Below are 21,729 nucleotides of genomic sequence, written 5' to 3'. Positions count from 1 at the left end.
CGCAATGAAGTCAAAGGAACAGTTTGTGCATGCGGTGTTCGAAAGCGTGGCGCCGAAATACGATTTGATGAACGATATTATCAGCTTTCGCCGGCACAAAGCGTGGCGGCGTTTTACAATGGCCAAAATGAAGGTAAAGCCCGGCTCCACGGCGATCGACGTCTGCTGCGGCACGTGCGACTGGACGATCGACCTGGCGAATGCCAGCGGCAGCGGCGCGATTGCGGGGCTTGACTTCAGCCGCAACATGCTGGAGTACGGCGCTGCGAAAGTGAAAGGCCGCGGACTGGACGACCGGATTACGCTGGTCGAAGGCAACGCAATGAGCTTGCCGTTCGGCGACGATACGTTCGATTACGCCACGATTGGCTTTGCACTGCGCAACGTGCCCGACATCGCGCAAGTGATCAGCGAAATGCGCCGCGTCGTCAAGCCGGGCGGCCTCGTTGTTTCGCTGGAGCTGTCCAAGCCGACGTGGCAGCCGTTCAAGTCGATCTACTATTTATACTTTCAGCGCATACTGCCGATGCTCGGCAAGCTGATCGCCAAACGATACGAGCAGTACCGCTGGCTGCCCGAATCGTTGGTCAACTTCCCCGACCACAAGCAGCTTGCCGCCATGTTCGCATCCGCCGGCCTTGATGCCGTCGAGACGTACCCGCTGTTCGGAGGCGTCGCCGCGCTGCATATCGGCAGGAAGCCGATTCCGAAGATGGAGTGAAACTATGTTGCACAAGTTCAAAGTTTTTCTTGAAATGATCAAATTCGAGCATACCTTGTTCGCCCTTCCTTTCGCTTACATGGGGGCGTTGCTCGGCAGCGTCGTTGTGAACGACAAGCTCCCGTCGTGGGAGCAAATCGGCTGGATCACACTGTGCATGGTCGGCGCTCGCAGCGCCGCGATGGGACTGAACCGCGTCATCGACCGCGCGATCGATAAACGCAATCCGCGCACCGCGGGCCGCGCCATACCGGCCGGGCTGCTGTCATCCAAGGAAGTCATCGTCTTCATCATCGTCTCGTTCGCGGTTCTGTTCGTCGCCGCGTCCCAATTGAGCAAGCTGGCGATGGAGCTGATGCCGATCGCCGTTTTTATGACCGTTTTTTATTCCTACACGAAGCGGTTTACCTGGGCGTGTCACTTGATACTTGGCATGACGATCGCGCTTGCCCCGCTTGGCGGCTGGGTGGCGGTCAGCGGCACGATTGACGGAACGGCCATCGTCTTTTACATCGCGATTGCGTTCTGGACAGCCGGTTTCGACGTCATTTACGCTTGCCAGGACATGGAGTTTGACCGCAAGGAGAAGCTTCATTCGATACCGGGCCGTTTCGGCATCCGCGGCGCGCTGGCGCTGGCCCGAGCGTTTCATATTCTAACCGCTGTCGGGCTGATCGCGCTGTTCGCGATGACCGATCTCGGCTGGTGGTATTTTGCGGGCATCATGATCGCTTATCTCATCTTGTTCTACGAGCATTACATCGTGTCGCCGAATGACCTGTCCAAGCTGAACACCGCTTTTTTCACCATGAACGGGGTGCTTAGCATCGTTGTGTTCGCTTTTACACTCGTCGATTTGTTGGTCGCAACATGGTGAAAGGAAACTGGATCGTGGCAATGACGGGGGCGAGCGGAGCGATTTACGGCGTGCGGCTGTGCGAAACGCTGCTTGCTTCCGGCCGGGACGTGCATCTGATTATTAGCGATGCCGGCTGGCGGGTGCTGTCGGACGAGCTCGGCTGGGACGCGGCGCGGCGCAAGCAAACGCTGGAATCGAAGTTCGCCGGCTTGCCCGGCAAGCTGATCCATCATCCCGTGCAGGACATCGGCGCAAGCGTCGCCAGCGGCTCGTTCCGCACCGCCGGCATGGTCGTGGTGCCGTGTTCGATGGGCACATTGTCCGGCATCGCCCGCGCCGCGTCGGACAACCTGATCGAGCGCGCTGCCGACGTCATGCTCAAGGAATGCCGGCCGCTGCTCGTCGTGCCGCGGGAGACGCCGCTGCATGCGGTCCATCTGGAGAACATGCTGACGCTGGCGCGGCTTGGGGCGCGCATTATCCCGGCGATGCCGGCTTTCTACCATAAGCCGCAATCGCTTGCGGAAGTCGTCGATTTCCTCGTCGGCAAAGTGCTGGACCAGATGGGCGTCGATCACGATTTGTACAGAAGATGGGGAGAACCGGATGAACAACGCTAAGATACGCATCGGGAGAATCAGCTACGCCAATGTATGGCCGGTCTTTCATCATTTCGATTACGAACGGTTCGCCGAACGGACGACGATCGTCGCCGAGGTGCCGTCCGGGCTCAACCGGGCAATGGCGCGGGGCGAAGTAGATCTCGGGCCGATCTCGTCGTTCGCTTACGGGGAGGCCGGGGATCGTTACGTGCTGCTGCCGGACCTGTCGGTGAGCGCGTTCGGGCACGTCAATTCGATTCTGTTGTTCCATCGCCAGCCGCTTGCGCAAACGCTTGCCGGTACGTTTGCACTGCCGACCACCTCGGCAACTTCGGTCAACCTGCTCAAAATATTGCTCGCCAAGTATTACGGCGCGTCGCCAACTTATTTTGACGCGGCGCCTTCGCTGCCGGACATGATGGCGCAAGCCGACGCGGCGCTGCTGATCGGCGACGACGCGATTCGCGCCCACTGGGCCAACGACCGCAGCGGCGAATACCTGGTCACCGACCTCGGCGAGCTGTGGCGCCGCCATACCGGTCATTGGATGAGCTTCGCCGTCTGGGCGCTGCGCAAGGAAGCCGCCGAACGTTGCGGCGAACTGATCGCCGAGCTGCATGCCGCCTTCCAGGCAAGCAAGGAGCAGGCCAAACTCGATCCGGAAACGCTTGTGACGGAAGCGGTGCGCACGATTGGCGGCAGCCCGTCGTACTGGCGGCATTATTTCGCCCATTTGAGCAGCGATTTCGGCCGGGAGCAGCAAGCCGGGCTGCGCTACTATTTCGATTGCGCCTGGGAGCTTGGCTTGCTCGAGCGGCCAGCGGCGCTTCACATATGGGACGTCGATCTCAATAAGGCGGTACGGGTGAACGAATGAACATCATCGATATTTATGCACGCAAAAAAAGAGATATGGCCTACATCGAAAAGGAGCTGGAGCGCGGCGTGTTTTCCGAGCATGCGATGCTGCGGGAAACGTCGGTCCATCTGCTGAAGGCGGGCGGCAAACGAATTCGACCGATCTTCGTGTTGCTGGCGGGCGAGCTCGGCGACTATTCCACCGAAACGCTCAAGCTGGTCGCCGTGCCGATGGAGCTGATCCACATGGCTTCGCTCGTGCACGACGACGTGATCGACGACGCGGATACGAGACGCGGCCAGTTGACCGTGAAGTCGAAGTGGGACAACCGGATCGCCATGTATACGGGCGACTACATATTCGCCAAAGCGCTCGGCGTCGTGACGCAGCTGCCGAATCCGCTTGTGCATCAGATCATGTCCAAGGCGATCGTCGAAATGTCCATCGGCGAAATGGAGCAGATCCGTTTCTTCTTCCATACGGGCCAGACGGTGCGCGACTACTTGCTGCGCATCAAACGCAAGACGGCGCTGCTCATCGCCATCAGCTGCCAGCTCGGTGCCATCGCCGCCAATGCGCCGGAGCCGCTCGCCCGAAAGCTGTATTCCTATGGTTACAATGTCGGCATGGCGTTCCAGATCCGCGACGACGTGCTCGACTTGTGCGGTACCGAGCAGCAGCTCGGCAAACCGCCCGGCAGCGACGTCAGACAGGGCAACATCACGCTGCCGGTGCTGCTGGCCTTGCGCGAGCCGGACCGGCGCGAGCGGCTATTGGCCGAGCTGGACCGGATCCAGGCCGCCGACGGGCAGACGAACGTCGACACGTTCATCGGGCTGGTGCGCACCAGCGTCGGACTCAAACAGGCGGAACGGATTGCCGAACGATATATCGAACGGGCGATTCGTTCGCTCGACGCGCTGCCGGACCGGCAGACGAAACGCGATTTGATCCGCATCGCCCATTTCGTCGGCAGCCGAAGCAACTGATCGGCATAAAGCCGCTTGCAGCCCTTGCCGCAAGCGGCTTGCCGTTTGTAAAGGGCATCTGCGGAGTGGTATAGTGTAGCTAATGCTGATGCGAGCATAAAAAAGGAATGAAAGAAGCATGAAAGGAGATCGCACATGGAGAGAACGTTCCTGATGGTCAAGCCGGACGGCGTGTCGCGCGGGTTGATCGGGGAAATCGTCAAACGATTCGAACAAAAGGGGTTCCGGCTTGTTGCCGCCAAGCTGATGCGGGTATCGCAAGAGAAAGCGGCGTTCCACTATGCCGAGCATGAAGGCAAGCCGTTCTACGACGGGCTGATGGCGTTTATTACGTCGGGCCCCGTATTCGCCATGGTATGGGAAGGCGATCAAGTCATTGCGTTGTCCCGCGCCATGATGGGCAAAACGAATTCACTCGAAGCGACCGCCGGCACGATTCGCGGCGATTTCGCGGTACATACGCAGCGCAATTTGATACACGGCTCCGATTCTCCGGAGAGCGCGGAGCGGGAAATCGGCAACTATTTTACGCCGGACGAGCTGGTGACATACGACGAGCCGGTCAACCACTGGATCTAGTTCCAAGATTCGACGCAATCTGCTTGCAGGCAAGAAGGAAAATGCCCGGTCCTCATGGAATATAAACTCTCTGCGCGCGAAAATAGTCGCATAAGCCTATAAAAAGGCGCGGCGCAAATCGTCAGGGAGGCGTATTCGTCCATGGAGGACCGGGATTTTTCCCTTTTTGTGAGCAAAATCAAAGACTACACGACAATCGACTTGAACCAGTACAAAGAAGCGCAAATGAAACGTCGATTGACCACACTGCGGATGAAAAAAGGCCATACCACGTTCGCTTCCTATTTTGACGCGCTGGTGAAGGATAAATCGCTCCTGTACGAATTTCTCGACCGGATGACGATCAACGTTTCCGAGTTTTGGCGCAATCCGAACCGCTGGGAAATCCTCGAATCGCGCTTCATTCCGGACATGCTGCGGGCAAACCGCAAACTGCGCGTCTGGAGCGCGGCCTGCTCGACCGGCGAAGAGCCGTATACGCTTGCGATGATTTTGGCGGAGCTCAGGGCGCTGCAGGACGCTTACGTGTCGGCGACCGACATCGACGACGGCGCGCTGGAGAAGGCGCGGGCCGGCATCTACCTGGATCGTTCCGTCCGCGACGTGCCGCGCAAATACATAGACAAATTTTTCACCAGCGACAAAACGACGGCAACGTTCAAGATCGCGGACGAATTGAAGAAGGCCGTTACGTTCCGCAAGCAGAACCTGCTGCTCGACACGTTCGAAACGTCGTTCGACCTGATCGTTTGCCGCAATGTGATGATTTATTTTACCGAAGAAGCGAAACACATGCTTTATCACAAGTTCGCCCAGGCGCTGAGGCCGGGCGGCATTCTGTTTGTCGGCAGCACAGAGCAAATTTTTTCGCCCGGGCAGTACGGACTGGAGCCGGCGGATACGTTTTTTTACCGCAGGCGCTGATCGTGCATAACCGCTTCCAATAATTCCTATACTACCGGTATCAGGATCAGCGCTTGCGGAGCGCAAGCCGTTTGGGAGGAATGTCCGTGGACAAGCGCAAAGTGATATTCGCTTACCGGAGAGGGTTTATTACGTTGCAGGAGTGCGCGCAAATACTCGGTATCGATTCGATGCGCGTCATGGGTATGGTCGACGTGCCGCGGGAGGATATCGGTTCAAACCGTCTGCGCAAAGTGAAAGTGAACGGATAGCGCCCGCGGCTTGGCGGGCGGCCGCCCTTTCGGCGTGCCGACGCATGACTGGAAGAGCGCGCAACCCCACGCCGTGGGGTTATTTTGCGTTTCTTGTCAAATGCGGGGCGCTGTACTATAATTAGCACATACTTAACGCAGAAACGCGCTAAAGCGTACGGATCGCTTCGCTTCGGCGCCTTAATGGACGACGGATGAGGGTTGAACGGACGCCGCCACGCTCCTTTTCCGGGAGTCGCCCTGGCGGTTGTTGTTCGACTGGCGCGAATCTTGAACAGGGGGAAACAAGTTCATGAGATATTTGACGGCGGGCGAGACGCACGGTCCGCAGCTGACAGCCATTATTGAAGGAATGCCGAGCAATGTGCCGCTTCTGGCGGATGCGATAAACGAGCAACTGGCGCGCAGACAGAAAGGATATGGCCGCGGGCTGCGCATGCAGATCGAGAAGGACGCGGTGCAATTCGTCGGCGGCGTGCGCCACGGCCAAACGACGGGAGCGCCGATTGCGCTCGTAGTCGAGAACAAGGACTGGACGCACTGGACGAAAGTGATGGGCGCGGAGCCGGTGGACGAGGACAACGAAGGCCGCCGCCGCATTCATCGTCCCCGTCCGGGACATGCCGATCTGAACGGCGGGCTTAAATACAACCAGCGCGACCTGCGCAACATCCTGGAGCGTTCGAGCGCCCGCGAAACGACGGTGCGCGTCGCTTGCGGCGCGGTGGCGATGCGGCTGCTGCAGGAGTTCGGCATTCGTACGGCGTGCCATGTCGTGCGTATCGGCGAAGTGGAAGCGAAGCGGCCGGAACTGCCGATCGAAGAGCTGATCGCGCGTACGGAAGCGTCGCAGGTGCGCGTCGTCGACGACGAAGCGGAAGCGAAGATCATCGCGGCAATCGACGCGGCGAAGGCAGAAGGCAATACGCTTGGCGGCATCGTCGAAGTGATCGTCGAAGGCTGCCCGGTCGGCCTTGGCAGCCATGTGCAATGGGATCGCAAGCTGGACGGCCGGATCGCCCAGGCGGTCGTGTCGATCAATGCGTTCAAGGGCGTCGAGTTTGGCCTTGGTTTCGCGGCAGGCGCGCTGAAAGGCTCGCAAGTGCACGATCCGATCGAATATAAGCAGGGCGAAGGCTTCAATCGCGCATCCAACCGCGCCGGCGGCTTCGAGGGCGGCATGACGACGGGCGAGCCGATTGTCGTGCGCGGCATCATGAAACCGATCGCCACGCTCTACAAGGCGCTGCCGTCGGTCGATATCGACACGAAGGAAGCGTTCACCGCCCAGGTCGAGCGTTCCGACACATGCGCCGTGCCCGCAGCGGCGGTTATTATGGAAAGCGTCGTCGCCTGGGAAGTAGCGTGTGCCTTCCTGGATAAATTCGGCGGAGATTCGCTCGAAGAAATTCGCGCCAATTACGAAAGCTACAAGGCGCAAGTGGAGAGGTACTAAGATGCGGGAACTGACGGTCGATCTGGGAGAGCGGTCGTATCCCATCTATATCGGCGAAGGCATTTTGTCCGGCATCGCCGGCATTTTCGCACAGCACGGCATCAAGACGGCGTCGCCGCTCTTGATCGTCACCGATACAAACGTGGCGCCGCTCCATCTGGAAGGCGTGGCGGAAACGCTGCGCGGCGCCGGATATACGCTGGCAACGGCAATCGTACCGGCCGGCGAAAAGTCCAAGTCGCTGCGCCAATTGGAGGAAATCGTCACAGTTGCTCTGGAGAGCGGGCTAGACCGCAAGTCGACGGTCATTGCGCTTGGCGGCGGCGTCGTTGGCGACTTGGCCGGCTTCGTGGCGGCAACGTATATGCGCGGCATTCGTTTCGTGCAAATTCCGACGACGATTCTGGCCCACGACAGCAGCGTCGGCGGCAAAACGGCGGTCAACCATCCGCTGGCCAAAAACATTATCGGCGCGTTTCATCAGCCGGATTTTGTGCTGTACGACATCGCCCTGCTGAAATCGCTTCCTCCGCGCACGGTGCGCGAAGGGTTGGCGGAAGTCGTCAAGCATGGGCTTATTTGGGACGCCGCGTTCGTCGACTGGCTCGACGCCAATGCGGAGAAGCTGCTGGCGCTCGATACCGAGGCGCTATCCCATGCGTTGTACGAAGGCTGCCGGGTCAAGTCGATCGTCGTGTCGCGCGACGAACGCGAAAGCGATTTGCGCGCGATCCTCAATCTGGGGCATACGATCGGCCATGCGCTCGAAGCGGTAGCGAAGTACGGCGAGCTGCATCATGGCGAAGCAATATCGATTGGGATGGTCGGGGCGGCCAAGCTGGCCGTTCGGCTCGGCTACCCGCCACACATTTATACGGAAACGAAACGGCTGCTGCGCAAATACGAGTTGCCGGTCGCGGTGCCGGCGCATTACGATACGGATGCGATCATGGCGGCGATGAAGCATGACAAGAAGTTCAAGGAAGGCAATATGACGTTCATTATCCCGACCGAAATCGGGAAAGTCGAAATCAATCCGCGTATGTCCGCCGAATGGGTGCGGGAAACGGTGGAAGAGCTTAAAGGGGAGGCTTGACACGATGATGGTTCGCGGCATTCGCGGGGCGACGACGGTAGAGCATAACGAAGCGAACGAAATTTTACGGGCGACGACGGAGCTGCTGACGCAGATCGTCGCCGAGAACGGCACGGTGCCGGAAGACATCTGCAGCGTATTCGTCACGACGACGGAAGACATCACGGCGACGTTCCCGGCGCGCGCGATCCGGCAAATGCCGGGCTGGGAGCTTGTGCCGCTCATGTGTGCGCTGGAAATTCCGGTACAGCCTTCCTTGCCGAAATGCATTCGCCTGATGGTGCATGTCAATACGGAGAAACGGCAAAATGAAATTCGCCACGTTTACTTGAACGAAGCGAAAATTTTGCGTCCCGACATCGCGGGGCAATCGGCTTCGGCCAAGTGACGAGCCGGCTGCCGCCGCGTTGCGGCGTCGTTGCCGCGGATTGCTATTGACCAATGGCGCGACGTATAGTATAGTGAGGTCAGCAAAGTTGAGATGAGTCGAGTTTAGCCGAGGATAGCCGAGTTGAGACGAGCCGCACGACCGTTTTTCCCGCATGGGGCAAGCAAGTACGATTGCGTCGCGAAGACGATCGTTTCTTTGTTGTTGCCGCTGCTGGCGGAATTTGGCCTGTGGAAACCGAATTCTCCTATCCGTTATCGACCGCCTCTACTTTCGTAGAGGTTTTTTTTACCGCATTAGAATTTATAAGTTTCCGGATACAGCGGAAAAGTCAAATTCTAATCGGCGATAAAACCTACCTCTAAACGCGGTCGCTCATCCTGAGTGGCTTCGATAGAGGTTTTCTCATTTTTTAGCCGCATTTGGCCAAAGGAGAGGTGCCCATGTATACCCCCGAGCTGCAAGAAGTCATTCGCCTGTCCAAGCAGCACAACTTGATCCCGGTTGTCCGCAGCTTGCTTGCGGATACGGAGACGCCGATTCGCGTGTTTCAGCATTTCTACGAGGAACCGCGCGCTTTCCTGCTCGAAAGCGTCGAAGGCGGCGTCAAGTGGGCGCGGTATTCGTTCATCGGCACCGATCCGTTCCTGCTCGTCCGCTCCAAGAACGGCACGACGGAAGTGGAAGCGGGAGGCGAGCGCACTGTCGTGCACGAGAAGCCGATCGAAGCGTTGAAAGCGTACCTGCGCGCCTACTCCAGCCCGTCGCTGCCCGGGATGCCGCGCTTCACCGGCGGTGCGGTCGGCTTTTTCGGCTACGATCTGCTGCAATATTACGAACGGCTGCCGAAGCATCGCCGCGACGACCTGCAGATGGACGACATTCGGTTCATGTTCTGCGACCAACTGATTGTGTTCGATCATTTCAAGCAGCAGCTTAACCTGATCGCCAACGTACACATTCCGAAGCATGCGACCGACAGCGAAATTGCGGCAGCCTATGAAACGACATGCGCCAAGATCGACGCGCTCATCGAACGGCTGAAACGGCCGCTGCCGCTGAACGCGATGATGCACCGTTCGATTCCGGACAATGTCGATGTGGGCGAACTGACGTCCAACCTGACGAAGGAGCAGTACATCGCTAACGTCGAGCAGGCAAAAGAATACATTCGCGCCGGCGACATTTTCCAGGTCGTGCTGTCGCAGCGTTTCGAAATCGCCACCGACATTTCGCCGCTGCATGTGTACCGGGTGCTGCGCACGATCAATCCGTCGCCGTATATGTACTATTTGAAGATGGACGACGAAGTGATCGTCGGCGCCTCGCCGGAAATGCTCGTGCGCGTCGAAAACGACAAAGTCGACACCCGTCCGATCGCCGGCACGCGGCCGCGCGGGAAAACGCCGGAGGAAGATCTGGCGCTGGAACGCGAACTGCTTGCCGATGAGAAAGAACGGGCGGAGCATCTGATGCTCGTCGATCTCGGGCGCAACGACATCGGCCGCGTCGCCGAATTCGGCACGGTGCGCTGCGACTCGTTCATGGAAATCGAGCGCTACTCGCACGTCATGCATATCGTGTCGAACGTCACCGGGAAGATGCGCGAGGACAAAGACTTCTACGACGCGTTCCTGTCGTGCATGCCGGCCGGCACCGTATCGGGCGCGCCGAAGCTGCGGGCGATGGAAATTATCGCCGAACTGGAGAACGAAGCGCGCGGCGCATATGCGGGAGCGATCGGTTACCTCGGCTTCTCCGGCAATATGGACACGTGCATCACGATTCGTACGATCATTTTCAAACACGGCAAAGCGTATGTGCAAGCCGGAGCGGGGATCGTGTGGGATTCGGTGCCGGAGAAGGAATACGAGGAAACGGTCAACAAGGCCAAAGGCATGCTCAAAGCGATCCGCACCGCCGAAGCGGCGTTTGCGGCGGAGCCGGCCCGGACGATTACGAACCACGATTATTACATGCACGCGTAAGCGGTCTTTGACGATGAACGGAGGGGAACGGGAATGAACGAGCGGTTTACGATTCAGCAGGCGATCGCGCGCGTGACCGGGGGCGCCGATCTGACGCGCCGGGAAGCGGAAGACGTGATGGCGGTGATCATGGAAGGCGGCGCCACGCAGGCGCAAATCGGCGGCTTGCTGACCGCGCTGCGGATGAAAGGCGAAACGAGCGAAGAAATTGCCGGCTTCGCGTTTGCGATGCGCAGCGCGGGAGAGCGGCTCAGCACGCGGCAGCACCATTTGCTCGACACATGCGGCACCGGCGGTGATGGAGCGGGCACGTTCAACATTTCGACGGCGGCGGCCATTGTTGCTGCGGCAGGCGGCATTCGCGTCGCCAAACACGGCAACCGTTCCGCCTCGAACCGAGGCGGAGGCAGCGCCGACGTGCTGGAGGAGCTTGGCGTCAACATCCAGCTGAACGGCGAACAGGCGGCGCTTTGCCTCGAGCAGGCCGGCATCTGCTTCATGTTCGCGCAAGTGTTTCACCAATCGATGAAACATGCTGCGGCACCGCGGCGCGAGCTTGGCGTGCGCACGGTGTTCAACCTGCTCGGGCCGCTGACGAATCCGGCCGGGGCCGATCGGCAGCTGCTCGGCGTCTACGACCGCAGCAAAACGGAGCTCGTCGCCGAAGCGCTGCAGACGCTTGGCCTGTCGAGGGCGATGGTCGTCGCCAGCCATGACGGGCTTGACGAAATCAGCATTTCCGACGCCACGCGGGTGACGGAGCTGAAGGACGGCACGATTCGCACGTTCGACTTGACGCCAAGCGAGCTCGGCTTGCGCGCCGCCGGCATCGAAGCGATCAAAGGCGGCGACGCGGCAACGAACGCGGCGATCATCCGCGACATTTTTGCCGGCTCGCGCGGCGCCTACCGCGACATCGTGCTGGCGAACGCGGGCGCTTGCTTCTACGTCGCCGAGCGCAGCGGCACGCTGCAGGAAGGCGTCAAGCTGGCGGCGGACGTGATCGATTCCGGCAAGGCGGCGGAGAAGCTGCAGCAACTAGTCCAATGTACGGGAGCGTTCAAACATGTTTCTTGATAAAATCGTCGCCACCAAACGGAAGGAAGTCGAGGCGCTGGCGGCCGGGTTCGACCGGGCAGCGGCCGAACGCACGATCGCCGCAATGCCGGCATGCCGCGGCTTCGTGCGGGCGCTGACGGAAGGGCGCAAGCGGCCGATGGGGCTGATCGCCGAAGTGAAGAAGGCTTCGCCGTCCAAAGGGCTTATTCGCGCCGATTTTGATCCGATCGCGCTGGCTCAGGCGTATGAAGCGGCCGGCACGGATTGTATTTCGGTGCTGACCGATACGGATTATTTTCAAGGCAGCAACGCGTATTTGACCGCCGTTCGCGAAGCGGTAGGAGTGCCGCTGCTGCGCAAGGATTTTACGATCGACGAGCGGCAAATTGTCGAGGCGCGGCTGATCGGCGCGGACGCGATTTTGTTGATCGCGGCGATTTTGACGACCGAGCAGATGCGGGACTTTTTGGCGCTGGCGGGGGCGCTCGGCATGGACGCGCTCGTTGAGGTGCACGACCGCGAGGAACTGGAGCGGGCATTGACGCTCGATGCCAGACTGATCGGCATTAACAACCGCAATTTGCATACGTTCGTGACCGATTTGAAAACGACCGAGGAATTGGCTCGTCTCATCCCGGCGGACCGCACGATCGTCAGCGAAAGCGGCATTTCCCGGGCGAGCGAAATCGGCTGGCTGCAAAGCGTCGGCGCAGAGGCGGTGCTTGTCGGCGAGCATTTCATGCGCCAGCCGTCGGCCTACGAAGCCGTGCGCGAGCTGCTTGGCGCTCCCGCGGCGGAAGGGACGAACTGAGCCATGGCCACGGTCAAAATATGCGGCATCCGCGCGCCCGAAACGGCGCGCGAGCTGAATCGGCTGCAGCTGCCGATCGACCACGTCGGCTTCCTGTTCGCGCCGAGCAAACGCCAGGTGACGCCGCGCCAGGCCGGCGAGCTGATTGCGCTGCTGCGGGGCGACGGCGGTGCTGCCGCCGGACCGCTGGCAGTCGGCGTGTTCGTTGAGCCGACGGAGGAGCTGCTGCGCGAGACGCTGGCGGAAGCGCCGCTCGACGTGCTGCAGCTGCACGGCAACGAAACGCCGGCGTTCTGCCGGCAAGTGCGCGAAACGTTCGGCTTGGCGGTGTTCAAGGTAGTATCGGTCGCTTCCGGCGGGGAGCCGGAAGCCGATCCGCTGGAAGCGGTGGAGCCGTACCGCGGCGCCGTCGACGCGATTTTGCTGGATACGCACGATCCGCTGCTTGGCGGCACGGGACGGACGTTTGCCTGGGAGCGTATTCCCGCTTACGCCGCGTGGGCGGCTGACGCCGGCGTCAAGCTGCTCGTTGCCGGCGGCTTGCGGCCGGACAATGTGGACGAGCTTCTGCGCGAATACCGGCCGGACGGCGTCGACGTGTCGAGCGGTGTGGAAACGGACGGTCACAAGGATATTGCAAAAATCAAACAATTCGTCGAAAGGGTGAAACGGTGATGAGCACAACGGTACCCGATCAGCACGGGCGGTTCGGCATTTTTGGCGGCCGTTACGTGCCGGAGACGCTGATGAACGCGCTGTTCGAGCTGGAGGAAGCTTACCGGCATTATTCGAAGCAGCCCGATTTTATCGAGGAAGTGGGGACGCTGCTGCGGCAATATTCCGGCCGGCCGACGCCGCTTTATTACGCGCAGCGGTTGTCCGAGCAGCTCGGCGGCGCCAAAATTTATTTGAAGCGCGAAGATTTGAACCATACCGGCGCGCACAAAATCAACAACGCGATCGGCCAGGCGGTGCTCGCCAAACGGATGGGCAAACGCAAGGTGATCGCGGAGACGGGCGCAGGCCAGCACGGCGTGGCCACGGCTACGGTAGCGGCGCTGCTCGGCATGGAGTGCAAAGTGTTCATGGGCGAAGTCGATACGAAGCGCCAGCAATTGAACGTGTTCCGCATGCGGCTGCTTGGCACCGAAGTCGTGCCGGTGACGTCCGGCACGCGCACGCTTAAGGACGCCTGCAACGAAACGCTGCGCTACTGGGTGAGCAACGTCGAGGATACGTACTACATCCTCGGTTCGGTGACGGGGCCGCATCCGTACCCGATGATGGTGCGCGACTTCCAGCGCGTCATCGGCGACGAATCGCGGGCGCAAATTTTGGAGGCGGAAGGCAAGCTACCGGATCTTGTTATCGCTTGCGTCGGCGGCGGCAGCAATGCGGCCGGGATGTTTTATCCGTTCGCGGCGGATGAGGGCGTGCGCCTGCTTGGCGTCGAAGCCGCGGGCAAAGGCATCGACACCGCGGAGCACGCGGCGACGATGACGAAGGGCACGCACGGCGTGTTCCAGGGCTCGTTTAGCTACTTGCTTCAGGACGCTTACGGCCAGGTCCAGGAGGCGCATTCGATATCGGCCGGGCTCGATTACCCGGGCATCGGGCCGGAGCACGCGTACTACAAAGATTCGTTGCGTGCGGACTACGTGCCGATTACCGACCGCGAGGCGCTTGACGCGCTGCAGCTGCTGAGCCGCACGGAAGGCATCATCCCGGCGCTCGAAAGCGCGCATGCGATCGCGCAGGTGCTGAAGGAAGCGCCGAAGATGGCGAAAGACCAAACGATCGTCGTAAGTTTGTCCGGCCGCGGCGACAAAGACGTGGAAGCGATCCAGGCATATCTCGGAGGTGACGGCGATGAATCGCATTGACGAACGGTTCGCCTCGCTCAAGGCCAAAGGGGAAACGGCGCTTATCCCGTTTCTGACGATCGGCGATCCCGACGCGGACACGTCGGTTTCCATCATCCTGCGAATGGAAGCGGCCGGCGCCGACATCATCGAGCTCGGCGTGCCGTATTCCGACCCACTGGCCGACGGACCGGTCATCCAGCGATCGTCGGAGCGGGCGCTGGCGAATAAAATCACTATCCTCGACTGCATCGGCGTCGCGCGCAAGTGTCGCGAAGCGGGCAGCGAGTTGCCCTTTATTTTGTTCACCTACTACAACCCGGTGCTCCAGCTTGGGCTCGATCGTTTCTTCCGGCTGCTCGGCGAAAACGAAATCAGCGGCGTCATCATCCCCGATCTGCCGATCGAAGAGAATGCGCCGGTGCGTGAATTGTCGCTGCGCCACGGCATCCACTTGATCCCGCTTGTGGCGCCGACGTCGAACGAGCGTATCGCCCGTATCGCCTCGGAAGCGGCCGGCTTCGTTTATTGCGTGTCGTCGCTCGGCGTCACCGGCACGCGCAGCGAGTTTTACGGCGGCATCAACGATTTTCTAGCCGCCGTCAAGCAGGCGACCGACGTGCCGGTCGCCGTTGGCTTCGGCATCTCCACCCGCGAGCAGGTGGAGAAGTTCGCCCGCTTGTGCGACGGCGCCGTCGTCGGCAGTGCGATTGTGCGCCGCATCGAAGAGGCGATGCCGCTGCTGCGCGACTCGGCCCGCCGCGAGGAAGGGCTGGAGGCGATCGGAACGTTCGTCGCGACGTTGAAGGTGAAGGCGTAGCGGTGTTGTTGGAGGGGAGGCCCGTGCAATGGTGCGCGGGTCTTTTTGTTGTTCCAGGCTATTGCCGCGACGACAGGGGCAGAGGGATGCGAAATAAGCCCGGTTTTATTGCCTATTTCGGTGAAAATGGCAGTCAGCGGCGAAATAGCCAGCGATTTCACTGGTTATTTTGCTGAAATGTGCGATTTTGAGGCGATTTGGCGGCAATAGCCAGTGTTTTCACTGGTTATTTTTGATGAACCATCGGAAAATGGGGGAAAAGGCCATTTTTTATGGGCTATTTTATGAAGAAGAGTTCGGGGATTGGAAAAACATGCTAAAATAGTGGAGGCATGATCGAACGATGAAAGGGTGATTGCCTGTTGGAACTGTTAGTAGTCAGACATGGCCAGTCCGTTGCCGATATTGAAGGCAGATTCGAAGGAAGAGCAGACTTTGCATTGACCGATCGAGGAGTCGAGCAATCCAAACGGGTGGCTGACTGGATCAATGATCACTATAAGCCGGATGCAATATTGTCCAGTCCGTTGAAGCGGGCGAAAACGACTGCCGAAACGATTGGTGCTCGGTGCGGAGTGGAAGTTTCGATCCGGGATGAAATCATGGAATGGAATAATGGTTTGTTAGCCGGATTGAAGCGCGAAGAAGGGATAAAGAAATTTCCGCTTCCTCCAGGAGGGAGAAAACCGCATGATACATTTGCCGAAACCGAATCGCTGATCCAATTTCGCGCAAGAGCGGAAACGTTTTTGTCCCAATTGCTGGATGAGCATGGGAGGGAGAGCGGAAAGCGAATTTGTTTGGTTTCCCATGGGGGATTTATCAACATGCTGTTTCGAAGTTTTCTCAGACTTCCGCTGGAGACGGAAATATCGATCACAAGCGGGGATACGGCGGTACATCTCTGGCAAGCAAACGGTCGGGACAGAAGGATCTTATTTAACAACTATCAAGCGCATCTATAAAATCAACCTTCGCCATCTCGTGATGGTATGGGATTGTGGGGAGAAAGTGTTGACGACGATTGGCGGGAGACTGGAGTACACGAAATCTTCGCAAGAAGGGCCGGATCGAGAGGCGTTGGAGCGGCGGGGATTGTACTAGCGGATGAAGGGCAAACCAACTGGAAGAAGCGGCACCAACCGCCAGCAAAGGAGCAAAACCATGAACCCACCCAAACATATCGTTTCGGCAGCCGCCGTTGTCATCAACGAGCAAAATGAACTTTTGCTGATCAAAGGGCCGAGAAGAGGCTGGGAAATGCCCGGCGGGCAAGTGGAAGAAGGAGAGTCTCTGAGTCAAGCTGCGATAAGAGAAACGAAAGAAGAATCCGGCATCGACATTGAGATCGTAGCCTTTTGCGGAATGTTTCAAAATGTCGGCCTGTCGATTTGCAACACGATGTTTCTGGCGAAACCGGTAGGAGGGCAATTGACGGCATCGGCGGAAAGCCTGGAGTGCGGCTTTTTTCCGATAGAAGAGGCGCTGGAGAAAGTGAAGTGGAAAAATTTTCGGCAACGAATCGAATACTGTCTGAAGCCGGAATTGCATCCGTTCTGTATTGAATTTCATGATGATAGCAACATATGATGAGCAGTCAACAAAGACAAACCCATGCATGAGCGCATGGGTTTATACTTATTCGGCGCCGATTTGCGTGATTTGCAGCGCCAGCGCGTTCAGGTGCTTCTTGTGAATTTTTTGCAGCAGCGGCAAGTTGCGTTCGGTGATGTATTGCAGAATGAGCCTGTGGTCGTTGTTCGTGATCCGATGGGACTTGTTCATATACGAATCCGGTTTGGTGCTCGCTTGCTTCTCGCGCACGTACAACGTAAAAAAATCGCGCAGTATCGTGTTCACGTTGTTGATGAACGTGTTGTTGCAGCATTCGACCATCGCCTGATGAAACTGAAAGTCGAGCTCGGCTATTTCGCTTCCGTCCTCGATTCCCCGGTCGATCGCCGCGATGATGTCCGCCAGCTTGGCCAAATCCTCGTCGGTGCGGCGCTCCACGATCACCGGCAGCAGCCCCTGCTCCATCCATTCCCGCGCTTCGCACAGGCTGCGCAGCTTCTTGTCCTCGACGCGCAGCGAATAAGGCACGAATTTCGTCAGATCGGAGATCGAGAAGTCTTTGACGACGATGCCGCTGTGCTGTTTCGTTTCAATAATGCCGAGCAGCTGCAGCGATTTAAGCGCTTCGCGCAGCGTATTGCGGCTGATGCCGAAGATGTCTTTCAGCTGATGTTCCGCCGGCAGCTTGTCGCCTTCCGTCAAGCCGTTGACGATAATGTAGTTGAGCAGCGAATCGATCGCCTGCTCGTATAAATTCGTTTTTTTCAACGTGCCCAGTTTCCCCATCGATTGTACCTCGCTTGATTGACAATGTACGGCTAGAAGCCTTCCATGCAGACGAACTTGCCTATGCTCCCCATTATAAAACAATTCCAGCCAATTGACACTATTGTTGAATGGTTATATTATAGAATTGTAGGATAAATAAACAAACCGAACACCAATATCGCAAAAGGAAGTGTGGCCAGTGGGGAACAGGCTGACGGACGAGCAGAAACGCTTTTATGAATCGGAAGGTTATTTGAGCGGTTTGCCGGTCGTCTTTGACGAAGCGGAAGTGAAGGAGCTGCAAGCCGTTTACGAAACCGTCGTATCGATGCTGCACGAGGACGAAATTCCGTCCGACATCATGCAGTGGCACCGCACGAGCAAGCGGCTGTACGACCTGTGCACGCACCCGCAAATTTTGGATTATGTCGAAGGCATTCTCGGGCCGGACTTTTTCCTCTGGGGCAGCGAATTTATTACAAAATCGCCGCATTCCGACAGAACGGTAGGCTGGCATCAGGACGCATATTACTGGGCGCTTGCGCCGCACAATTCGGTGACGGTCTGGCTGGCGTTCGTCGACGTCGATCCGGAGAACGGGGCGATGCAGGTCATCCCTGGCTCGCACAAGGCGGGGCTGATCAAGCATCAAATTTCCGACGAGCAATCGATCCTGTCGTTCGAACTGGAGCAAGGCTCGTTTAGCGCGGCGGATGCGGTTACGCTTTCGATACCGGCCGGCGGCATGACGCTCCACGACGACGCCATCGTGCATGGCTCGCAGGCCAACCGCTCCGATCGCTGGCGCATCGGCTTCGTCATTCGGTATTCGAGCACGGAGGTAAAAAGCGACATGGAGCGCAACCCGAATTTCCTTTCCTATATGGTGCGCGGCACCGACCGTTATGGGCATAACCCGCAAGGAGCGATTCCGACGGAACCGTTCGCGCGGCCCGACTATTCGAAGCGTATTCGCAAAACGAAGTAGAGTAGCGCCGCAAGCATCGTGTCAAAAGCAAGGCAGGCTGCTGCCGCCGGTATCCGGCGCAGGGCCTGCCTGTTTTGTCGTTGGCATCCGGTGTGGGAAGGGCCTATTTTGCCGCTGGAATCCGAGGCGCGATTGCGCTAGAATAAGAGTTACGTTCACGTGGCCTGCAGGCCATCAACCCGAAAACGAGGTGCGCCACTATGATTCCAAAACAGCAAATCGTGCATTTGCCGGTTTACCAGCCGGGCAAGCCGATCGAAGAAGTAAAGAAGGAATTCGGATTGACGGAAGTGACGAAGCTGGCTTCCAACGAAAATCCGTTCGGCTGCTCGCCGAAAGCAAAAGAAGCGATTATTGCCGAAATTGAACAAACGAGCTTGTACCCCGACGGCGGTGCGGTCAAACTGACGGCGGCCGTAGCCGAATTTTTCGGCGTGGAGACGAACCAGATTGTGTTCGGCGCCGGTTCCGACGAAGTAATCCTGATGCTGGCCCGCGCCTATCTCGTCCCTGGCGACGAAACGATCATGGCGACTCATACGTTCCCGCAATACAAGCACAACGCTCATATTGAAGGCGCAACGTGCATCGAAGTGCCGCTCAAGGACGGCACTCACGATTTGCCCGCCATGCTGGCCAAGGTGACGGATAAAACGAAGATTGTCTGGATTTGCAATCCGAACAATCCGACCGGCACGATCGTTACGCACGCGGAAGTGAAACAATTCCTCGAAAGCGTATCCGAGAACGTGTTGGTCGTACTTGACGAAGCGTATGCCGAATACGTCGATCCGGCGACTTCGCAGTTCCATGACGGTCTGGCCTTGCTCAAGGAGCACAAGAACGTCATCCTGCTTCGCACCTTTTCCAAAATTTACGGGCTGGCGTCGCTTCGCATCGGTTTCGGCATCGGCCATCCCGACGTCGTGCGCTGCGTTAATCAAGTACGCGAACCGTTCAACACGACGCGTTACGCGCAAGCTGCGGCGCTTGCCGCGCTTGGGGATCAGCGCTTCATCGACGATTGCCGGCAAGCGAACAGCGAAGGCATTGCGTTCCTGAAGGAAGCGTTCGACCGGCTCGGTTTGCCGCATTATCCGGCGCACGGCAATTTCGTGATGGTGGACGTGAAGCGTCCGGCCGGACCGGTATTCCAAGGTTTGCTGCGCAGAGGCGTCATCGTTCGCGGCGGCCATCAGCTCGACTTCCCGACCTGGCTGCGCGTCACCGTGGGCAGCCGGGAGCAGAACGAAACGTTCCTGCGCACGCTGGAGGCCGTACTGGCCGAAGCTCCGGTGAACGCCTGATCGTGCCGGTTGCGCGATTACCCGCATTTATCCCCTGGTAAAAGGTTGATTCGATGACTACGATAGCAATTTTCGGCGTCGGGCTGATGGGCGGCTCGCTTGCGTTATGTTTCAAAGGAAAGCCGGGTTTTCGAGTTGTCGGCCATTCGCCCAGGCAGGCCTCGGTGGACAAATATGTAAGCCGCGGCGTTGTCGATCATGCGACCACGTCGATGGCGGAAGCGGCGGCGGACGCCGATTTCATCTTCCTGTGCGTGCCTGTTGGCAGCCTCGAAGCGTATATGCTCGAGCTGCAGCGGCTGCCGCTGAAGGAAGGCTGCATCGTCACCGACGTCGGCAGCACAAAAGGCGGGGTCGTCGCCGTAGCCGAACGGTTGACGCTGCGCGGCGCCCATTTTATCGGCGGCCATCCGATGGCCGGCGGCGAACGCTCCGGCGTCGAAGCGGCTTCGTCGCACCTGTACGAAAACGCCATCTACGTGCTGACGCCGCTAGCGTCCACGCCGGAGTCGGCATACGCCAAGCTGGCCGAGCTGCTGCAGCACACGAAGGCGCAGATCATCCGCGTCGAAGCCGGCTTGCACGATCGTGTCGTCGGCGCTATCAGCCACTTGCCGCACGTCATTGCGGCGGCATTGGTCAACCAGGTGCGCGTCTACGACGAGGCCGACCCGCTGTACAGCAACCTGGCGGCCGGCGGCTTCCGCGACATAACGCGCATCGCCTCCAGCGATCCCGAGCTGTGGCGCGACATTCTGCTCAGCAACCGCGACGTAATGTTGCGGTTGATCGACGATTGGAACGACGGCATCGAGCGGTTTCGCCGGCTGATCGAGACGGCCGACGGCGAAGGGATCGAAGCGGAATTCCGCCGCTCGCGCGAATTTCGCAGCGGACTGCCGGAGCGGCGCAAAGGCATCTTGACGGCGCAGTACGACATCTACATCGATGTGCCGGACCATCCCGGCATCATCGGTTCTGTAGCCAGTCTGCTCGGCAACGAGCGCATCAACTTGAGCAACATCCAGATCATCGAAAGCCGCGAAGACACGCCGGGCGTGCTCCGGCTGTCGTTCCGCAGCCAGGCGGATCTGGACCGGGCGACGGCGGTGCTGAAGCCGCATTACGCCGTGCACGTGTAGCACAGAGAGGACAGCGGGCAGTCGACGCTGTCCTTTTCTATCATCATGCCGGGTAACCAGAATAGCCAATGAAAAATGGCTTATTGTCCCGATTTCACCCGTCTCATCGGGAATAGCCAGTGAGAACATGGCTTATTCGCTCTGCCGGGCCCATTCTGGGGCCGATTGAGCATATTAGCCAGTGATTTCACTGGTTATTTCGGAGAGGTGGTCCGTTTTTGGCGAAATAGGCAATAAAACAGGGCCTATTTAGCAAGGCGCTTCATCGGAGTGCAACACGAAAGCGATTTTGTTAGTTGGCGGAAGGATCGGAAGGCGGTATCCCAACTTTCGCGCACAGCGGGAGCCGGTTTCGCAGGATGTTCAAAAAGAGCAAAAAAAAACCACCGGAAACCGGTGGTCGCACAGAGTGCAAATTCGGATAGGAGTGGAGAGAAACCATACTGTACTTTTATTATATGTATCCGTTTACATTTTGTCAACGGTTTTTTTGCAAGCGATTTCTTTTGCCCGCTGGCGCGGTTTTTTTGCCATTTTGCGGAATGGGCCGGGTTGCCAGCAACTTATTGGGCGGTTGAATCGTCTATTACGGGTATTGTATTGGCCGATGCAGCATATTTGTAAATAAACCCAACCCGTTCCAATTTTTTTGGCGTTTTGTCGAAATAAGAAGGATTTTTGCGAA

23 protein-coding genes are annotated in these 21,729 nt (G+C 58.5%); 22 read left to right on the top strand and 1 reads right to left on the bottom strand.

Going from position 1 to position 21,729, the window contains the following annotated elements:
* Positions 1–4 precede the first annotated feature (4 nt).
* The 19 genes from EXY20_RS12780 to EXY20_RS12695 all read left to right on the top strand — a co-directional run bounded on the left by EXY20_RS12780 (position 5) and on the right by EXY20_RS12695 (position 16,854).
* Entirely contained in the window at positions 5–721 is a 717-nt protein-coding gene (locus tag EXY20_RS12780) for a demethylmenaquinone methyltransferase (RefSeq protein ID WP_135551542.1), read from the top strand.
* A 4-nt stretch (positions 722–725) separates the two neighbouring features.
* A complete protein-coding gene (locus EXY20_RS12775) occupies positions 726–1,598 on the top strand; it encodes a UbiA-like polyprenyltransferase (protein WP_135551540.1) in 873 nt (290 codons plus the stop codon).
* The gene (locus tag EXY20_RS12770) at positions 1,592–2,200 is read left to right on the top strand and encodes a UbiX family flavin prenyltransferase (RefSeq protein WP_135551538.1); all 609 of its coding nucleotides are present in this window, start codon (positions 1,592–1,594) and stop codon (positions 2,198–2,200) included. Before EXY20_RS12775 ends, EXY20_RS12770 begins: the two co-directional genes overlap by 7 nt.
* Positions 2,187–3,059, top strand: a complete 873-nt coding sequence (locus EXY20_RS12765; protein ID WP_135551536.1) for a menaquinone biosynthesis protein — start codon at positions 2,187–2,189, stop codon at positions 3,057–3,059. Before EXY20_RS12770 ends, EXY20_RS12765 begins: the two co-directional genes overlap by 14 nt.
* On the top strand, positions 3,056–4,030 hold the full coding sequence (locus tag EXY20_RS12760; protein ID WP_135551534.1) for a polyprenyl synthetase family protein: 975 nt from the start codon (positions 3,056–3,058) through the stop codon (positions 4,028–4,030). Before EXY20_RS12765 ends, EXY20_RS12760 begins: the two co-directional genes overlap by 4 nt.
* A gap of 135 nt (positions 4,031–4,165) precedes the next feature.
* The gene (gene ndk, locus EXY20_RS12755; RefSeq protein WP_135551532.1) at positions 4,166–4,609 is read left to right on the top strand and encodes a nucleoside-diphosphate kinase; all 444 of its coding nucleotides are present in this window, start codon (positions 4,166–4,168) and stop codon (positions 4,607–4,609) included.
* Positions 4,610–4,750: 141 nt separating this feature from the next.
* Positions 4,751–5,533 carry a CheR family methyltransferase gene (locus tag EXY20_RS12750; protein WP_135551530.1) on the top strand — a complete coding sequence of 261 codons (783 nt, stop codon included), beginning with the start codon at positions 4,751–4,753 and terminating at the stop codon, positions 5,531–5,533.
* A gap of 86 nt (positions 5,534–5,619) precedes the next feature.
* Positions 5,620–5,784 carry a hypothetical protein gene (locus tag EXY20_RS38885; protein ID WP_167859200.1) on the top strand — a complete coding sequence of 55 codons (165 nt, stop codon included), beginning with the start codon at positions 5,620–5,622 and terminating at the stop codon, positions 5,782–5,784.
* Between the two features lie 292 nt (positions 5,785–6,076).
* The gene (gene aroC, locus EXY20_RS12745; protein WP_135551528.1) at positions 6,077–7,240 is read left to right on the top strand and encodes a chorismate synthase; all 1,164 of its coding nucleotides are present in this window, start codon (positions 6,077–6,079) and stop codon (positions 7,238–7,240) included.
* Position 7,241: 1 nt separating this feature from the next.
* Entirely contained in the window at positions 7,242–8,336 is a 1,095-nt protein-coding gene (gene aroB, locus EXY20_RS12740) for a 3-dehydroquinate synthase (RefSeq protein ID WP_135551526.1), read from the top strand.
* A gap of 4 nt (positions 8,337–8,340) precedes the next feature.
* Positions 8,341–8,724 carry a chorismate mutase gene (aroH, locus tag EXY20_RS12735; protein ID WP_135551524.1) on the top strand — a complete coding sequence of 128 codons (384 nt, stop codon included), beginning with the start codon at positions 8,341–8,343 and terminating at the stop codon, positions 8,722–8,724.
* Positions 8,725–9,167: 443 nt separating this feature from the next.
* Complete coding sequence (gene trpE, locus EXY20_RS12730; protein ID WP_135551521.1) at positions 9,168–10,712, top strand: anthranilate synthase component I; 1,545 nt, start codon at positions 9,168–9,170, stop codon at positions 10,710–10,712.
* A 33-nt stretch (positions 10,713–10,745) separates the two neighbouring features.
* Complete coding sequence (trpD, locus tag EXY20_RS12725) at positions 10,746–11,789, top strand: anthranilate phosphoribosyltransferase (protein WP_135551519.1); 1,044 nt, start codon at positions 10,746–10,748, stop codon at positions 11,787–11,789.
* Entirely contained in the window at positions 11,779–12,582 is an 804-nt protein-coding gene (trpC, locus tag EXY20_RS12720; protein WP_135551516.1) for an indole-3-glycerol phosphate synthase TrpC, read from the top strand. The genes trpD and trpC overlap by 11 nt, the downstream gene beginning before the upstream one ends.
* A gap of 3 nt (positions 12,583–12,585) precedes the next feature.
* Positions 12,586–13,257: a phosphoribosylanthranilate isomerase gene (locus tag EXY20_RS12715; RefSeq protein WP_135551514.1), complete on the top strand. Its 672-nt coding sequence runs from the start codon at positions 12,586–12,588 to the stop codon at positions 13,255–13,257.
* Positions 13,257–14,465, top strand: a complete 1,209-nt coding sequence (gene trpB, locus EXY20_RS12710) for a tryptophan synthase subunit beta (protein ID WP_135551512.1) — start codon at positions 13,257–13,259, stop codon at positions 14,463–14,465. The genes EXY20_RS12715 and trpB overlap by 1 nt, the downstream gene beginning before the upstream one ends.
* Positions 14,452–15,264, top strand: coding sequence for a tryptophan synthase subunit alpha (gene trpA / locus EXY20_RS12705; RefSeq protein ID WP_135551510.1), 813 nt, complete (start codon positions 14,452–14,454; stop codon positions 15,262–15,264). The genes trpB and trpA overlap by 14 nt, the downstream gene beginning before the upstream one ends.
* A gap of 362 nt (positions 15,265–15,626) precedes the next feature.
* Positions 15,627–16,229 carry a histidine phosphatase family protein gene (locus EXY20_RS12700; protein WP_235885767.1) on the top strand — a complete coding sequence of 201 codons (603 nt, stop codon included), beginning with the start codon at positions 15,627–15,629 and terminating at the stop codon, positions 16,227–16,229.
* Between the two features lie 199 nt (positions 16,230–16,428).
* Complete coding sequence (locus EXY20_RS12695) at positions 16,429–16,854, top strand: NUDIX hydrolase (RefSeq protein WP_135551958.1); 426 nt, start codon at positions 16,429–16,431, stop codon at positions 16,852–16,854.
* 48 nt (positions 16,855–16,902) lie between these two features.
* On the opposite strand, the gene EXY20_RS12690 is transcribed toward EXY20_RS12695, so the two are convergent.
* Positions 16,903–17,625, bottom strand: coding sequence for a FadR/GntR family transcriptional regulator (locus EXY20_RS12690; RefSeq protein ID WP_135551506.1), 723 nt, complete (start codon positions 17,623–17,625; stop codon positions 16,903–16,905).
* A gap of 181 nt (positions 17,626–17,806) precedes the next feature.
* On the opposite strand from EXY20_RS12690, the gene EXY20_RS12685 reads away from it, so the two are divergent.
* The 3 genes from EXY20_RS12685 (at position 17,807) to EXY20_RS12675 (ending at position 21,044) form a co-directional block, all read left to right on the top strand.
* The gene (locus EXY20_RS12685) at positions 17,807–18,595 is read left to right on the top strand and encodes a phytanoyl-CoA dioxygenase family protein (protein WP_135551502.1); all 789 of its coding nucleotides are present in this window, start codon (positions 17,807–17,809) and stop codon (positions 18,593–18,595) included.
* Between the two features lie 200 nt (positions 18,596–18,795).
* A complete protein-coding gene (gene hisC / locus EXY20_RS12680) occupies positions 18,796–19,902 on the top strand; it encodes a histidinol-phosphate transaminase (RefSeq protein WP_135551500.1) in 1,107 nt (368 codons plus the stop codon).
* A 53-nt stretch (positions 19,903–19,955) separates the two neighbouring features.
* The gene (locus tag EXY20_RS12675) at positions 19,956–21,044 is read left to right on the top strand and encodes a prephenate dehydrogenase (RefSeq protein WP_135551498.1); all 1,089 of its coding nucleotides are present in this window, start codon (positions 19,956–19,958) and stop codon (positions 21,042–21,044) included.
* The last annotated feature ends 685 nt before the right edge of the window (positions 21,045–21,729 follow it).

Source organism: Paenibacillus cymbidii, assembly GCF_004764705.1.
Classification (GTDB): Bacteria; Bacillota; Bacilli; order Paenibacillales; family NBRC-103111; genus Paenibacillus_AN; species Paenibacillus_AN cymbidii.
This window is presented reverse-complemented; position numbering and strand designations above follow the sequence as displayed.

Bases quoted from the DNA above. Each gene is read 5' to 3' on its own strand.
- aroH (WP_135551524.1), top strand. From the start codon at position 8,341: ATGATGGTTCGCGGCATTCGCGGGGCGACGACGGTAGAGCATAACGAA.
- aroB (WP_135551526.1), top strand. From the start codon at position 7,242: ATGCGGGAACTGACGGTCGATCTGGGAGAGCGGTCGTATCCCATCTAT.
- EXY20_RS12695 (WP_135551958.1), top strand. From the start codon at position 16,429: ATGAACCCACCCAAACATATCGTTTCGGCAGCCGCCGTTGTCATCAAC.
- hisC (WP_135551500.1), top strand. From the start codon at position 18,796: ATGATTCCAAAACAGCAAATCGTGCATTTGCCGGTTTACCAGCCGGGC.
- trpE (WP_135551521.1), top strand. From the start codon at position 9,168: ATGTATACCCCCGAGCTGCAAGAAGTCATTCGCCTGTCCAAGCAGCAC.
- EXY20_RS12775 (WP_135551540.1), top strand. From the start codon at position 726: ATGTTGCACAAGTTCAAAGTTTTTCTTGAAATGATCAAATTCGAGCAT.
- EXY20_RS12750 (WP_135551530.1), top strand. From the start codon at position 4,751: ATGGAGGACCGGGATTTTTCCCTTTTTGTGAGCAAAATCAAAGACTAC.
- EXY20_RS12690 (WP_135551506.1), bottom strand. From the start codon at position 17,625: ATGGGGAAACTGGGCACGTTGAAAAAAACGAATTTATACGAGCAGGCG.
- trpB (WP_135551512.1), top strand. From the start codon at position 13,257: ATGAGCACAACGGTACCCGATCAGCACGGGCGGTTCGGCATTTTTGGC.
- EXY20_RS12715 (WP_135551514.1), top strand. From the start codon at position 12,586: ATGGCCACGGTCAAAATATGCGGCATCCGCGCGCCCGAAACGGCGCGC.
- aroC (WP_135551528.1), top strand. From the start codon at position 6,077: ATGAGATATTTGACGGCGGGCGAGACGCACGGTCCGCAGCTGACAGCC.
- EXY20_RS12770 (WP_135551538.1), top strand. From the start codon at position 1,592: ATGGTGAAAGGAAACTGGATCGTGGCAATGACGGGGGCGAGCGGAGCG.
- EXY20_RS12760 (WP_135551534.1), top strand. From the start codon at position 3,056: ATGAACATCATCGATATTTATGCACGCAAAAAAAGAGATATGGCCTAC.
- EXY20_RS12675 (WP_135551498.1), top strand. From the start codon at position 19,956: ATGACTACGATAGCAATTTTCGGCGTCGGGCTGATGGGCGGCTCGCTT.
- trpC (WP_135551516.1), top strand. From the start codon at position 11,779: ATGTTTCTTGATAAAATCGTCGCCACCAAACGGAAGGAAGTCGAGGCG.
- EXY20_RS12765 (WP_135551536.1), top strand. From the start codon at position 2,187: ATGAACAACGCTAAGATACGCATCGGGAGAATCAGCTACGCCAATGTA.
- EXY20_RS12780 (WP_135551542.1), top strand. From the start codon at position 5: ATGAAGTCAAAGGAACAGTTTGTGCATGCGGTGTTCGAAAGCGTGGCG.
- trpA (WP_135551510.1), top strand. From the start codon at position 14,452: ATGAATCGCATTGACGAACGGTTCGCCTCGCTCAAGGCCAAAGGGGAA.
- trpD (WP_135551519.1), top strand. From the start codon at position 10,746: ATGAACGAGCGGTTTACGATTCAGCAGGCGATCGCGCGCGTGACCGGG.
- ndk (WP_135551532.1), top strand. From the start codon at position 4,166: ATGGAGAGAACGTTCCTGATGGTCAAGCCGGACGGCGTGTCGCGCGGG.